At 62.4% G+C, this 14516-nt stretch carries 15 protein-coding genes; 6 read left to right on the forward strand and 9 right to left on the reverse strand.

Annotation, left to right across the window (positions count from 1 at the left end; all coding sequences use genetic code 11):
- From NMB41_RS20345 to NMB41_RS20355, 3 genes are read left to right on the forward strand one after another with little or no spacing between them, the layout of a single operon-like run.
- Window positions 1–1875, forward strand: coding sequence for an amidohydrolase (locus tag NMB41_RS20345; RefSeq protein ID WP_494379612.1), 1875 nt, complete (start codon window positions 1–3; stop codon window positions 1873–1875).
- A gap of 2 nt (window positions 1876–1877) precedes the next feature.
- Window positions 1878–2558: a YoaK family protein gene (locus NMB41_RS20350; RefSeq protein ID WP_494379613.1), complete on the forward strand. Its 681-nt coding sequence runs from the start codon at window positions 1878–1880 to the stop codon at window positions 2556–2558.
- Window positions 2555–3112, forward strand: coding sequence for a TMEM175 family protein (locus NMB41_RS20355; RefSeq protein ID WP_494379614.1), 558 nt, complete (start codon window positions 2555–2557; stop codon window positions 3110–3112). Before NMB41_RS20350 ends, NMB41_RS20355 begins: the two co-directional genes overlap by 4 nt.
- Before the next feature lie 46 nt (window positions 3113–3158).
- Here NMB41_RS20355 and NMB41_RS20360 read toward each other — a convergent pair whose 3' ends face one another.
- From NMB41_RS20360 to NMB41_RS20390, 7 genes are all read right to left on the reverse strand, one after another.
- Window positions 3159–4346 carry an acetate/propionate family kinase gene (locus tag NMB41_RS20360; RefSeq protein WP_494379615.1) on the reverse strand — a complete coding sequence of 396 codons (1188 nt, stop codon included), beginning with the start codon at window positions 4344–4346 and terminating at the stop codon, window positions 3159–3161.
- Between the two features lie 4 nt (window positions 4347–4350).
- The gene (locus tag NMB41_RS20365; protein WP_494379616.1) at window positions 4351–5292 is read right to left on the reverse strand and encodes a phosphate acetyltransferase; all 942 of its coding nucleotides are present in this window, start codon (window positions 5290–5292) and stop codon (window positions 4351–4353) included.
- A gap of 209 nt (window positions 5293–5501) precedes the next feature.
- A complete protein-coding gene (locus NMB41_RS20370; RefSeq protein ID WP_494379617.1) occupies window positions 5502–5897 on the reverse strand; it encodes a hypothetical protein in 396 nt (131 codons plus the stop codon).
- 559 nt (window positions 5898–6456) lie between these two features.
- Complete coding sequence (locus tag NMB41_RS20375) at window positions 6457–6789, reverse strand: hypothetical protein (protein ID WP_494379618.1); 333 nt, start codon at window positions 6787–6789, stop codon at window positions 6457–6459.
- Window positions 6790–6975: 186 nt separating this feature from the next.
- Window positions 6976–7452, reverse strand: a complete 477-nt coding sequence (locus tag NMB41_RS20380; protein ID WP_494379619.1) for a hypothetical protein — start codon at window positions 7450–7452, stop codon at window positions 6976–6978.
- 138 nt (window positions 7453–7590) lie between these two features.
- Window positions 7591–8007 (reverse strand): hypothetical protein, encoded by a 417-nt coding sequence (locus NMB41_RS20385; RefSeq protein WP_494379620.1) that lies wholly within the window; start codon window positions 8005–8007, stop codon window positions 7591–7593.
- A gap of 207 nt (window positions 8008–8214) precedes the next feature.
- Window positions 8215–8895 (reverse strand): FadR/GntR family transcriptional regulator, encoded by a 681-nt coding sequence (locus NMB41_RS20390; protein WP_494379621.1) that lies wholly within the window; start codon window positions 8893–8895, stop codon window positions 8215–8217.
- A gap of 121 nt (window positions 8896–9016) precedes the next feature.
- Here NMB41_RS20390 and NMB41_RS20395 point away from each other — a divergent pair, with 121 nt between their 5' ends.
- Both NMB41_RS20395 and NMB41_RS20400 read left to right on the forward strand, forming a co-directional pair.
- The gene (locus tag NMB41_RS20395) at window positions 9017–9874 is read left to right on the forward strand and encodes a fumarylacetoacetate hydrolase family protein (RefSeq protein WP_494379622.1); all 858 of its coding nucleotides are present in this window, start codon (window positions 9017–9019) and stop codon (window positions 9872–9874) included.
- A gap of 61 nt (window positions 9875–9935) precedes the next feature.
- On the forward strand, window positions 9936–10904 hold the full coding sequence (locus NMB41_RS20400; RefSeq protein WP_494379623.1) for a tripartite tricarboxylate transporter substrate binding protein: 969 nt from the start codon (window positions 9936–9938) through the stop codon (window positions 10902–10904).
- Window positions 10905–11005: 101 nt separating this feature from the next.
- On the opposite strand, the gene NMB41_RS20405 is transcribed toward NMB41_RS20400, so the two are convergent.
- Both NMB41_RS20405 and NMB41_RS20410 read right to left on the reverse strand, forming a co-directional pair.
- Window positions 11006–13543 carry a TonB-dependent receptor plug domain-containing protein gene (locus NMB41_RS20405; RefSeq protein ID WP_494379624.1) on the reverse strand — a complete coding sequence of 846 codons (2538 nt, stop codon included), beginning with the start codon at window positions 13541–13543 and terminating at the stop codon, window positions 11006–11008.
- Between the two features lie 316 nt (window positions 13544–13859).
- Window positions 13860–14072 (reverse strand): hypothetical protein, encoded by a 213-nt coding sequence (locus NMB41_RS20410; RefSeq protein ID WP_494379625.1) that lies wholly within the window; start codon window positions 14070–14072, stop codon window positions 13860–13862.
- A 177-nt stretch (window positions 14073–14249) separates the two neighbouring features.
- Here NMB41_RS20410 and NMB41_RS20415 point away from each other — a divergent pair, with 177 nt between their 5' ends.
- Complete coding sequence (locus NMB41_RS20415) at window positions 14250–14492, forward strand: hypothetical protein (protein WP_494379626.1); 243 nt, start codon at window positions 14250–14252, stop codon at window positions 14490–14492.
- The last annotated feature ends 24 nt before the right edge of the window (window positions 14493–14516 follow it).

The following is a 14516-nucleotide window of genomic DNA, read 5'->3' on the forward strand; positions in this document are numbered from 1 at the left end:
ATGCAAACCCAGTCCACCCCGAACAGCGCGCCGGCCCTCATCCTCATCAACGGCAAGTTCGCCACGCTCGACCGCGAACAGCCGCAGGCCACTGCGGTGGCGATGAAGGATGGCCGCTTCCTCGCCGTCGGCGACGTCGAGCACGTGATGCGCTTACGCGAAGCGGGCAGCCAGGTCATCGACCTGAACGGCCGCACCGTGATCCCCGGCCTGAACGACTCGCACATGCACCTGATCCGGGGTGGACTGAACTACAACCTCGAGCTGCGCTGGGAAGGCGTGCCCTCGCTCGCCGACGCGCTGCGCATGCTCAAGGACCAGGCCGAGCGCACCCCGCACCCGCAATGGGTGCGCGTGGTGGGCGGCTGGAGCGAATTCCAGTTTGCAGAGCGGCGCATGCCGACGCTCGAAGAAATCAACGCTGCCGCGCCCGATACGCCGGTGTTCATCCTGCACCTGTACGACCGCGCCCTGCTCAACCGCGCCGCCCTGCGCGCCGTCGGCTACACGAAGGACACGCCGAACCCGCCGGGCGGGGAGATCCAGCGCGACGCTGCCGGCAATCCGACCGGCATGCTGATCGCCCGTCCCAACGCGATGATCCTGTACGCGACCCTGGCCAAGGGCCCGTCCCTGTCGCGCGACTTGCAAGTGAACTCCACGCGCCAGTTCATGCGCGAGCTGAACCGCCTGGGCCTGACCAGCGCAATCGACGCCGGCGGCGGCTTCCAGAACTTCCCGGACGACTACGCCGTCGTCGAAGAGCTCGACCGCAACAATCAGCTCACCATCCGCATCGCCTACAACCTGTTCACCCAGAACAAGGGCCGCGAGCTGGAAGACTTCCAGCGCTGGACCGGCATGGTGAAACCCGGCGAAGGCAGCGATTACTATCGCCACAACGGTGCCGGCGAAATGCTGGTGTTTTCGGCCGCCGATTTCGAAGACTTCCTCGAGCCGCGCCCCGAACTGGCGGCCGGCATGGAAGACGAACTCGAAAAAGTGGTGCGCCACCTGGTGGAAAACCGCTGGCCTTTCCGCTTGCATGCCACCTATGACGAGTCGATTACGCGCATGCTCGACGTCTTCGAGAAGGTCAATCGCGAGATCCCATTCAATGGCCTGCACTGGATGTTCGACCATTGCGAGACCATCAGCGAGCGCAATATCGAACGCGTGAAGGCGCTTGGCGGCGGCATCGCGATCCAGCACCGCATGGCCTTCCAGGGCGAGTATTTCGTCGAGCGCTACGGCGCGCAAGCGGCGAGCGCCACGCCGCCGGTGAAGCACATGCTGGCCAGCGGCGTGCCGGTCGGCGCCGGCACCGACGCCACCCGCGTGGCCAGCTACAACCCGTGGACGGCGCTGTACTGGCTGGTGTCGGGCCGCACGGTCGGCGGCCTGCCGCTGTATGGCGAGAACGGTTTGCTGGCGCGTGAGGTCGCGCTGGAGCTGTGGACCTCGGGCAGCGCCTGGTTCTCGAACGAGCAGGGACGCAAGGGCCGGATCGCGCAAGGCATGCTGGCCGACCTGGCGGTGTTATCAATGGATTTCTTCAGCGTCGACGAGGAGGCGATCAAGTCGATCGAATCGGTGCTGACGGTCGTCGGCGGCCAGGTCGTCTACGGCGCCGCCGAGTACACGAGCCTGGGGCCGCCGCCGATTCCGGTGCTGCCCGAATGGTCGCCGGTGCAGAAGGTGCCCGGCCACTACCGCGCGGCCGCTCCGCAACAGCACATCGCCCTGCCGCACCAGTGCAGCGGCCCGTGCGGCGTGCACGCGCACAGCCACGACCGGGCCCGCAAATCGACTGTTCCGGTACGCGACTTCGGCGGTTTCTGGGGTGCTTTCGGCTGCAGCTGCTTCGCGTTCTGACCATGAAGACCCCACAATTCCAGCGCCTGCAAGGCGCCAGCCTGGGCTTCCTTGCGGGCTATGTTGACACCCTCGGCTTCATTGCCCTGTTCGGCTTGTTCACGGCCCATGTCACCGGCAACTTCGTCCTGATCGCGGCGGCCCTGGCCGATCCGGCGCAGACACCGTCGCTGCTGAAACTGCTGGCCTTCCCCGCCTTCATCTTCGGCGTGGCCGCGGCCAGGCTGGTGGTGGCCGGCTGCGAGGGACGCGGCACGCCGGCCATCCGGCCGGTCTACCTGCTGCAGCTGGTCCTGCTGCTGGGCTTTATGGCCTGCGGCATGCTGGCCGAGCCGCTTGGCGGCCAGACCGGATCGCTGGCCTTCGCCTCCGGCCTGCTGGGCGCCGGCGCGATGGGCGCCCACAGCGCAGCGAGCAAGCTGCTGCTGGCCAACCTGGCGCCGACCTCGATGATGACCGGGAACGTCACCCAGCTCGTGATCGACACCGTCGACCGCCTGCGCGGCACCGCCGATGCAGCCACCCGTGCGCGCTGCGCCAAGTTCTTCTGGCCGGTGCTGGCCTTCGCCCTGGGCTGCGCCGCCGCCGCGTTTGCCTACCGCGCCTTCGGCTTCGCCGCGCTGGCCCTGCCCTGCGCGATCCTGTTCTGGCACATGTGGCTGCCCGAGCCGGAACCAGCATGAACAAGAACCGCCTGGAAGCCTTCAGCGACGGCGTCATCGCGATCATCATCACGATCATGGTGCTGGAACTGAAGCCCCCGCATTCGACCGACGCCACCGGCCTCGCCGATGTCCTGCCCGGCTGGCTGCGCTACGCGCTCAGTTTCGTCTACGTGGGGATCTACTGGGTCAACCACCATGCGCTCCTGGCGCGCGTGGCGAAGGTCGACCACGCCGTCCTGTGGGCCAACCTGCACCTGCTGTTCTGGATGTCGCTGATCCCGTACGTCACCGCCTGGGCCGGCGAGCATCCGATGGCGCCGGTGCCGGTCGCGCTGTATGGCGTCGTGCTGCTGCTGTGCTCCGTGTCCTTCCTGCTGCTGTCGTGGCGGCTGAACGCGGAAGCGGGGACAGGTCATGCGGTCAGCTGGGGGAGCCGCAAGAATCGGGTGTCGATTGGGTTGTATGCGTTGGCGGTGGGGCTGGCGCTCGTGTATCCGCCGCTGGGGGCGGTGGTGCACGTGGTCTTGGCGGCGATTTGGCTGATGCCGGAATCGGGCAAGGAAGGCGGCTAGCGGCGATTCGGCGTGCTGTATGCAGCCGACCGATATCCGCTATGTGTCACCGCCCCTCCAGGACATCCAGGGTGTGCCGGGCGATCATCAGCTCTTCGTTCGCGGGTACCACCCACACTGATACCGCGCTCCTTGGCGCGCTGATGCGCGCAACGCCCCTGCCCGGATCCGCATTTGCCGCCTGGTCGAGTTCCACGCCCAGCCAGCGCGCGTCGCGGCACACGGCCGCACGCAGCGCGACGCTGTTTTCGCCTATGCCGCCGGAGAACACCAGTGCGTCAAGGCCACCGAGCGCCGCCGCCATCGAACCGAGCTCGCGTCCGATCCGGTACACCATCAGGTCGATCGCCAGCCTGGCGCGCGGCGAGTCGCTTGCCTCAAGCTCCCGCATGTCGGCCGAGATGCCGGACACCCCCAGCAAACCAGAGCGGAGGTAAAGCAGGTCCTGGACCGCCGCCACATCCATCCCGAGCTGGTCGATCAGATAGAGCACCACGCCCGGATCGACCGCCCCGCAACGCGTCCCCATCGGCAAGCCGTCAACGGCAGTGAATCCCATCGAGCTGGCGACGCTGCGCCCTGAATCCATCGCGCACATGCTGGCGCCATTGCCGAGGTGCGCCGCCACGACTTTGGCGCCGGCCAGCGCCGTGTCTGCCTCCGGCAAGCGGCTGGCTATGTATTCATACGACAGGCCGTGGAAGCCATAACGGCGAATACCACGGTCGGTGATGTCGGGCGGCAGCGCAAAGGCTTGCGCGAGCGCGGGTTGCGAGCGGTGGAAGGCGGTATCGAAGCAGGCAACCTGCAACACCCCTGGCGCCATCTGCATCGCCGCCCGGACCGCCGCCAGGTTGTGCGGCAGGTGCAAAGGCGCCAGGGGAATCAGCTCCTCCAGCTCGGCAAGGACCGACTCGTTCAGCTCGACCGGTCCGCTGTACACGGAGCCGCCATGCACGATGCGATGCCCGACCGCGCGCAGACCCTCTCCGCTGCTCCTGGCATCGAGGAAGGCCAGCAAGGCCGTCATGCCCGCAGCGTGATCGAGCGCTTCCGGCCAGGACTGTTCGTGAACGGGGCGCTGCGCTGCGTCCTGGACCAGGAAACGTGTCGGCCCGCTGAACAGGTTCTCGATGCGTCCCTTGAGCAGCAATTCGGTCGCGCCGCTCCCGAACAGGGAGAACTTGATGCTGGAAGAACCCGTGTTCAGTACGAGGATGTGGTCGGCGGCCATCGCGTCAGGCGCCCAGCAGACGTTCGCCCGCCAGCTTTCGATGTGCGACCAGTACCGCGACCGCGCACGAAGCGAGCCGGGTGGCCACCGAGTCCGAGCGGCTTGCCAGGATGATCGGCACGCGGGCACCGAGCACGATGCCGGCGGCGCCCGCCCCGGCCATGAAACTCAGGCTTTTCGCCAGCATATTGCCGGCCTCGAGGTCAGGGGTGACCAGCACGTTGGCACGGCCGGCGACAGGCGACACCAGGTTTTTGATGGCAGCCGCTTCAGGGTCGATCGCATTGTCCATCGCCAGTGGCCCGTCCAGCAGGGCGCCCGTGATCTGCCCGCGATCGGCCATCTTGCACAGCGCCGCAGCGTCGAGCGTGGCCGGCATCTTGGGATTCACCGTCTCGACCGCTGCCAGGATGGCGACGCGCACTTCTGGGAACCCCAGCACATGGGCCAGGTCGATGGCGTTTTGCACGATGTCGACCTTGTCGGCAAGGGTGGGAATGATGTTTACCGCCGCATCCGTGATGATCAGCGGTTCTTCGCGCCCCGGCACCTCCATCACGAAGCAATGGCTCAGGCGCCGCGCGGTGCGCAGGCCGGTAGCGCTGTCGACCACGGCGCCCATGAGCTCATCCGTATGCAGGCTGCCTTTCATGAGCGCCTCTGCCTGCCCTGCCCTGATCAGTTCGACGCCACGCGCGGCCGAGGCGTGACTGTGCGGCGTATCGATCAACTCGAGCATACCGATGTCGAGCTTGGCCTCGTCCGCGGCGCGCAGGATGCGGGCGCGCGGCCCGATCAGGACGGGAACGATGAGTCCGATTTTGAAAGCGTCCAGCGCAGCTTCGATCGACGACCTGTCGCAGGGATGCGCTACGGCGACGCGCACGGGTCCGACGCGGCGTGCTGCGTCGATGAGGCGGTCGAACTGAGGGTGCGGATTCGTCATTGATACTCCCAAGGGTATGAATGGCGAGGATAACAGTAATGCTGACACAGGCATGGCTGCAGTGTGCCGTACGAGGCCCGGAAAGCCCGGAGTCAGAGGCCCGAGGTCAGGCCTGATATTTGGACACGACGCGTCTTCACCTCCCGGCGTCAGCAGTTGGTTGAATGCGCAGCCGGAAGCAGACGCTCGCCCCTGAGCCCATGCAGTCGCTATAAGCGTGGCGATGCAAGGCTTACAATACGGGACGTGACCACAATCTCGCTACCGAGTGCCAACTCCTCAACCCGCCTGGTTACTGTCTCAAGATCCTGTTCCGATGCACCTCCCTCAAACTGGATCTCGAGATTAACGGAACCATGTTCTGCTGTGGAAGTAACCTCAGATACCCGAGGAAGCGTAACAAGAATGCGTTCCAGCGGATCGATCACGGCCTTTTCCAGACGTTCAGGAAACTGTTCAGTTACCAGGTAGCGAACAGCCACAACAGCGGGCTTTGGCTGATCTGCATACGCGCTTCCACCGCCCGCCAGCATTGCCGCAGTCAAAACAGACGTTGCTTTTAATTTCATTGAACACCTCACATAGATGGTTGAATGTCCGATCATGGCCGCTTCTGCTAATTCGGTAGCGTCCGCTTGCGACCCGAAGCGGACCTTCAACTGCCGAATAATGAGGTGATATCTCGCCACCGGATTGTCTGAGGAAGCTCGTGACCTTGCAAGAATGCGATAAAAGCTTCAATGACAAGCGGGGCAGATATCCACTCGTCGGCTCGGAGCTCTACTTGGCCACCACTGAAGGCAAGGATGGTACCGTCCGGATGTATGCCGCGTGGCGTTTCCAGATATGCCCGGAAGTGCTGCGCACTTGCCACAGCTCGCCTTTCAAGCAGACAGGTTAGCCCTCCGCCGGCAACCTGCAGGTAATTCCCGTGCTCATCGGTGAGCGACGCAAAAGATGACGGGCCATAGGAGCGCAACTTTGTGATCGCAGCGCTTACCTGAGCCGTAGTTGGGTCTTGCTTGGGGGCCTTTTTCTCCACTTCAAATAACACGACACCTCCTACAAACTGTTCGACGCCAGCGTCCGCTTCTGGCCGATACCCGACGGTCAGAATGCCTCAGTGTATGGCGATGTTACTCACAGGACAAGCAAGAAGTGCTGTTAGACGCAGCCCTGGTTCGTTTCGGTCGCAAGCACGTAGATTGTCGGTGTACAGACTGTCACAAGTTGACCATCTCGTGCATGAATTAGTGCTGGCCGGTGAAATTGGCCTCGGCGTAATCGTCGAGGAAGCAAGACTGGTGAAAAATCGATGCTGCCGTTTGGCGCCATCGCGCAATTCTGCGCCTGGAACGGCCGGTAGCGCCGGTTGAACACGCGCACGCGGGCGTAGTCGATGGCATCGCGAAACAGTAGCGAGGCCATGGCGATTTCACCTGCGGTGGGGGGGCGCCAGCGCTGCACATGCAGGCGGCGAACAGGTTCTGCATCCATCGGTTACTTTTGCAAAGTCGAGAGGCTTGGCAAGCTTCACTCAGATTGCGCGGATACCGTTTGAAAAGCTTCTTCGAGAACACTACCGCGTCACAGACGCCCTTCATAAAGAGTGTTGCGCTCACCGGTTGAATTCGCAACCCAAAGCGGACGGACTACGGACAACCCAACAAAGCCCGGAACTACTCAACATCCACATGAGCCCTCAATAGGGATACGTTTGCTTGCTGAGGGCGTCGATACCACTAACGTACCCGCATAGGCAGCTCCCTCACATTCGGACTCTGCCATGCAATCTCTCGTCAGCTGCTTACACGAGACCGTCGCGATGATTCCCTGTCTTTCAAAAATCCATACGGCCGTATCGCCGACCCCGTTCGCACCCTTGAGCCGTTTATCACGTTTTGCCGACAGTGGAATACGCTCGGTGATCCCATTAATCTTTATGTAAGCGACCTCTTCCGGCAGCGCCCAGGCGATCACCGAAGCAATATGGCCTTGCGATCGCGTAGTTTGCTCGAACGAACAACTACACCCCGCCAATTCCTCATCGAAATGAGAAGGCAATACGGATATCAGAAGTGGATTGGAGGCTGAGGTCGGTTGCGCGGCGGCCAAGGTTGAGAACAGTAGAGAAACCACGATTCCTGCGAGGATCAACATAGCGTCTGTCTCAAAAAAATTTCGAAGTACCGATGTCTACTCTTGGCCGGTTGCAGACGCTACCAAGATTACTACAAACCTGCTGCTCTCCTCAGTCGTGGCCGAGCGCGCGTCCAGGGCAGGTTGAGGCGGAATTGTCTACTGCGCAAAAATTTCAATGGTAGCCTGGTCGTCAAAGCGCCTTGTCCCGTCTGGCAGCGTGACCAGGCTGCCCCGGATGAGGACGTACTCGTTGCTCTCTTCCCACTTCGAAATCTGCTCATTCGCCTGTTCCGAAATCTGCCAGCCATAGCGGATCGGATAATACTCGTTACCATTTACAAAATCGGTCCTACCTCCAGCCGCGTCGTGGCCGAATTCAAGGCGACCAGTCAACTCCACTTTGTGCCGGGTTGTGCCACTCAGCTTTTCCATTGCCGATTTTTCTGTCGCCTCCGCTGAAATAGTCAGCACCGGCCTTGCAAGATTCGGCTTGAAGGGCGGTAATCCTCGAAGACAAATTGAACCACGTGCCCTAGGAGAGGTTTGATCGGATGGGGTGGTGATATGAGCCATTCGCTAACATCAGCGTGGGGTTCCACATCTCCGATAGGCGGAATATTCACTATGCTCTCCTGATGGGTACTCTAGATTCTCTGGACGTATGGCCGCTTCTGGCCGAAAGTAGAAGTCGGTTGCAGCCCAGTGTACGAGTAATCTCAGCCTCACGACCAGCCATAGTTTTGTTAGCAATATGGCGTTCAGGACCCCGACCATCCCTTTTTAATACCCCAGCAAATTCTGCCGAATCCTCACCAAATGCTCCATCATCAATAACCGCCCGCGCTCCTCATCGCGGTCCTTCAGCGCATTCACCAGCGCCCGGTGCTCCTGCTCATACACCTCGCGCCGCTGCGGCGTCAGGCTCTTCATTTTCAGCGATCCCCAATCCCCCTGCTCGCGCACCTTGTTCATGAGGTGGAAGACCTCCTGAATGAAGGTGTTGTGGGTAGCGTCGGCAATCGCCTGGTGCAGTGCTCCGTCCCAGACCTCGAACTGCTCCATCGAGTCGGCCTGTTCGGCGCGGGTGCAGCACTCTTCCATGCGCAGGAAATCGGCGCTGGTGCCGTTGCGCACGACCAGCTGGGCGATCATGGGTTCGATGACCATGCGCGCTTCCATCAGCTCGGCCGGGCTGGTGTGCATGCCGGGCGCCTCGGTGGGAGTGGCTGCGAGCAGCGCGCCGGCTTCCTTCGATACATAGGTGCCGCTGCCGACCGTCTGGGTGATCAGGCCGCGTTCCTTGGCTTCGGCCAGGATCTGGCGCACCGCGGCGCGGCCGATCTGGTAGGTCTCGCTCAGGGCGCGTTCGGTCGGGAGCTTTTCGCCGGCACGCCAGTGGCCGGAGCGCATGTTCGCCAGCAGTGCTGTACGGAGCGCAAGGGCGCCATTCGAATCTTTCATCAGGTCTGCTTTACGGTGTCGATTGGTTCAATTTTAAACCAATTTTTCCTTTGACGGGTGCCTATCTCTCGTTGTAAATTGGTTTTAGAGACAAACCATTTAAAACCAAAGCGAGGATCAAATGCGCATAGCAACCATCGAAGTCAACGACGAATCCCGGGTCGTCATCGTCGACGAGGCCGGCGAACAGTATCAGGAGATTGCCGGGTTCAAGGGCGACATGCTCGACCTGATCAAGGCCATGCGCGACCCGGCCAAGCAGCTCAAACCCGTCGGCGCGGCACAGCCGCTGGCAGGCATGCGCCTGAAGGCGCCCTTGAGCCGGCTCGACCGCAACCTGTTCCTGGTCGGGAAAAACTACCACGAGCATGCCAAGGAATTCAGCGGCTCGGGTTTCGATTCGTCGGGCCAGGTCACGCCATCGGCGCCGAACGTGTTCACCAAGCCGGCCAGCACCATCGTCGGGCCGCATGACGACATCCAGTCCCACCCGGCAGTGACGCAGCAGATGGACTACGAGGCCGAACTGGCCGTGGTCATCGGCGAAGGCGGCCGCGGCATCCGCAAGGAAGACGCCTATTCCCACGTCTGGGGCTACACGGTCGTCAACGACGTCACCGCGCGCGACCTGCAAAAGCTGCACGGCCAGTGGTTCCTCGGTAAGTCGCTCGACACCTTCTGCCCGATGGGCCCGTGGATCGTCACGGCTGACGCCATCGATCCGGCCAATACGCGCGTGCAGTGCTGGGTCAACGACGAACTGCGCCAGGATGCGAATACGGCCGACCTGATCTTCGACATTCCCACCCTGATCGAAACCATCTCCGCCGGGATCGAACTGCACCCGGGCGACGTCATCGTCACCGGCACGCCGGTCGGCGTGGGCATTGGTTTCAAGCCGCCCAAATTCCTGAAGGCCGGCGACGTGGTGCGCATTTCGATCGACGGCATCGGCACGATCAACAACACGGTCCGCTGAGCCCAGCGCCGCTTGAACCAACCGAATTCAAAGTGAGAGCACGATGAAAAAAATGCACTTCATGAAAATGCCAGTCCTGGTCGCCGGATTACTGTGTGGCGTCGTTTCGAACCTGGCCGGCGCCGCCGATGCCTGGCCTTCCAAGACCATCACGATGGTCGTCCCCTTCCCGCCCGGGGGCGTCGCCGATACCGTGGCGCGTCCCGTGGCCGCGGCCATGGAGCGCCATCTGAAACAAAGCATCATCATCGAAAACAAGGGCGGCGCCGGCGGCGCGATTGGCATGGGACAAGTGGCGCGCGCCACGCCGGACGGCTATACCATCCTGCTGGCGCTGTCCTCGATCTCGATCATTCCCGAAGCCGACAAGATCACCGGCCGCAAGCCGCTGTACCAGATGGCGCAGCTCAAACCCGTCGCCCGCTTCACCGCCGACCCGACCGTGCTGGTGGTGCGCGCCGACAGTCCGTGGAAAACGATCGCCGAGTTTGTGGCCGCCGCGCGCAGCAAGCCGGGCGCCTACAGCTTCGGCTCCTCGGGCAACTACGGCACCATGCACGTGCCGATGGAGATGCTCAAGTCGGAAGCGAAGCTGAACCTGCTCCACGTGCCCTACACGGGCGCCGCGCCGGCTGTGATGGCGCTGCTGAGCGGCCAGGTGAATGCCTTATCGACCGGGCCGGCCAGCGTGGCCCAGCACGTCAAGGCGGGCAAGCTGCGCGTGCTGGGGCATTGGGGCAACGAGTCGCTGGCCGCCTTCCCTGGCGTGCCGAGCCTGAAGGAGGCGGGCCATCCGGTCGAATTCGCGCAATGGTCCGGCTTGTTCGTGCCGGCCGATACGCCGGACGCGGTGGTCGCCAAGCTGCGTGAAGCGGCGCGCGTGGCCGCCAACGATCCGCAGGTGCGCCAGACCATCAGCTCGGCGGGCAGCCCGCTGCAATACCTCGACACGCCGGAATTCCAGGCCTATATCGCCGAGGATTCGAAGAAGCTCAAGGAAGCCGTGCACAAGATCGGCAAGGTCGAATAGGCCTCAAAGCGAAAACACCCCGCAAGTCTCGCGACTTGCGGGGTGCACGGTGATCACTGCATTGAGCGCAGGCTTGCGCCGGCGGTCAGGCAAACACCTGCTTAGAACTTGGTGTTGTACTCCACCGTGAAGCGGCCATACCGTGGCGTCTGGGTCGACAGGACACGGTGGTAGCTGTCCAGCAGGGTCTGGGTCGAGCCGCTGTTGAGCTGTTCCTGGATCGACTGCGGGGTCTGGCGATTCGCGATGTTGAACACGTCGATTTTCGCAGACAGGCCTGGCACGAAGGCCGGCATGTAGGCCACGTTCAGGTCGACGCGGGTCGTCCATGGCAGACGGCCTTCCGAACCGCGTGGAGCAGGACGGCCGAAGCAGGTGTCGTAGTACGAACCATAGCTGTGTGCGGCCGGCACGGTCGGGTCGGCGCCGAGGCAGTTCTTCGGACGGCCCGATTGCGCCAGCATGTTACCGCCCACCATCCACTCAGGCGTGATCTGGTAGAAACCAAACGCCTTCAGCTGGTGGGTGCGGTCGTTCGGCAGCGGGCCGTACTTGCCGCGCATCAGCTCAGGCTTGTCCCAGCTGACCGTGTGCGACACGTCGAGCTGACCGATATCCGACTGGGTCTGGCCTTCGGTGTTGCCGTAGTTCTTCGACCAGGTGTAGTTCACCTTGCCGTACCAGCCATTGCGCAGCGGGTGCTCCAGGAACACGTCCACGGCCTTGTAGGTACGCTTGGTTTCGTCGAAGCCCAGGTCGGCTTTGCTCAGCTTGACTTCCGTCAGGTTGGTGCCGGTGTTGGCGAAGTCGACCAGGAAGGTGTTGTCCTCACCCGGATTGAAGGCCGCGCAGCCGAAGCCGGTCCACTTCGACGTGTTCACGCCCGGGTTACGTGCCAGCCAGGCCAGGAATGGACGGTTGTCGCACATGTCGTCGATGGTCGACTTCAGGGTGCGGTAGGTCGCACGAACGCCGAACGAGAGGTCAGGCGTGAGCGCGCGCTCGAAGCCCAGCGTCAGCTCGTCCTGGTAGGTCGGCTGCAGGTTTTGCGCGGCGACGGTCTGCGGATGCTTGACCTGGAAGTACTCGTTGTTGGTCGAGAACGGGGCCGGCACCAGGGCCACCAGGCCTTGCGGGGCGCCGGTGGCTGGGTCGACACCGGTGTAGGTGAAGCTCTGGCTGGTGAACAGCGAACGCGATGCGCCACGCACCGAGATATTGGTCGGCACCTGCACGAAGTAGCGGCCGGCGCTGCCGAACACTTTCATCGATGCGTCGCCGTTGACGTCCCAGGCGGCCGAGAAGCGCGGCGCGATCTGGTCCTTCATGTCCATGAACTTCTGCTTGTCGCCGTTGCGGTTCTCGAACTGCTCGTTACGCAGGCCCAGGGTCAGCAGCAGGTTCGGGGTAGCTTGCCAGCGGTCTTCGATGTACTGCGCCGACTGGTCGGAATAGGCATCGGTGATCGAGGTGAACTTGGTTTCGGTCACGTAGTAACCCTGGGCGCCGTAGCCGCCGCCGCTGGCCGGTGCGACGACCACGTTTTGCAGCGGAATCGCGGTGGTGGCCGGCTGCGAGCTGCGGCCGTAGGCCCACAGCCCGCCGCCTGCGCGGAACAGGCCGGCGTCTTCGGAACTGAGTCGGTTCTCGTCGATACCGGCGCGAATCGTGTGGCTGCCCAGCTTGTATTCCAGGTCCAGACGTGCGGACTCGACCGTATCCTTGCCGCCCGTTACTGGAACGTTGCCGCTGACAGGATTCGGATTCACATAGTTGGCGGCGATGGCGGGGACGCGGTTCGCGGGCGCGGACGTCACCTGGTACACGTTCGGGTTCACGCCGGCGTAGCTGCCGTAGCGGTTCTCGTGCTTCGTGGTCGAGCGGCCATACAGGGCCAGCAAGGTCAGGTTCTCGGTCAGGTTGCCGGTGTACTTGGCGATGTTGACGATGCCGCCGACTGGCGTTTCGTTCTGGAAGTTCTTGTAGTGTTCGCTGGCGCCGGTGGTGCCGTTGCGCGCACCGTTGGCGTAGTTGAAGCCGGACAAGAATTTATCCTTCTTCGACGTGTCGCCGAAACCGGTGTACTCGAGGCGGTGGTTATCGTTGATGTTCCAGTCGAGCTTGACCAGGTAGCGGGTGGTATCGGTCTGCGAATTTTCCCAGCCGCGGATGCCCGACGAGGTGTTGGTACGCAGGCCGTTGACCGCATTCGTGCCCTCGAAGTCGGTGCGCGACGACTCCAGCGAGCCGAAGAAGAACAGCTTGTCCTGGACGATCGGACCGCCGACGCTGACGCCGACCAGCTTGCGATCGGTCTCGTTTTGCGAGCGCAGGCGGTACAGGGTCCCGTCCGTCGCAACCGTGTTGCTGCCGCCGACGACCGGATAGCGGATGTCTTCCTGGCTGGCCGACAGCTGTTTCGGCTCCCACTGCACGACGCCGCCCACTTCCCAGCGGTTGGTACCGCTCTTGGTGGTGATGTTGGCAACGCCGCCGACCGAACGGCCGAATTCCGCGCCGAAGCCGCCGGTCAGGATCTGGGCCTGGCCGATCGCGCCGAAGGGCAGTTCCATGTAGCCCAGCTGGGTCAGCGGGTTGGTGACCGGGAAGCCGTTGACGTAGTACGAGTTTTCCGACACCGCGCCGCCGCCGAAGCTGTTGGCGCCGCCCGGGTAGCGGTTGTCGCCCTGGGTCGTGTTCGGCGCAATCAGGACGATCGATTCGACGTTGCGTGCGATGGGAAGTTTTTGCAGCTGGGCGGCAGTAAAGGTGGCGCCGTTGTTGGTATTGGTGACGTCGATCGCGCGGCGGCGGCCGGTAAACCTGGACTTTCTGGGTTGTGAAGGCAGCTTCGGCGCCCTGGCCGATCAGCACCTCAACTTTGCGGGTATCGATCACCTTACCGTCGCGCACCAGCTGGACCGAGTAGCGGCCAGGCGGCAGCGAGGTTGCCTGCTAGCGGCCGTTGTTCTCGACCGAGGTCGTACGGCGCAGCTTGGTGTCCAGGTTCTCGATGACGACCGTCGCGCCGGCAGGGCTGTCCACCGCGCCGAACACATTACCTGTCGTATTCGACTGGGCCAGCACCGTCGAACTCATTCCCAAGCTCAGTGCGGTCACGCCAAACGCCAGCGTGAGCGCACGAGCCAGTTTTGTCTTTGCTGCCATAAAAATCATCTCCCAATATTTTTTTTGAGCCAGCCGACAAGTCGGCAGACAGTCTCTTTTTCCCCAGGCCTGCCCCACGCGTATGCATGACACAAGGGAATAAATAATTGTATTTACAAAATGCACTAAAAACCACAAGGTTTAGAAGAAGGAAATATTTTTGAGTGAGTATGTGTGATGGGTATCGGCGTAGTTGTTTGTATATACGTGGTCATTTACGTATCGATCGCAGCGTTTTCGCCGAAAATCACACCGGGCGGGCGTATTGACACGCCGGCGAAAGCGTTGTTCTTGCGCAACATATTGATGGCATATTGTTATTTTATTGCTGAGTTTTTCGGGGAAATTGACGCAAGCACTGGACAGCATCAGCCGGGCCGGCCCGACCTGCCAGCAGGTACACTGTTGAGCGAGAAATGAACAGAAGCGCACAGCGTAAAGGAT

The organism is Massilia sp. FBCC-B171 (assembly GCF_059134155.1).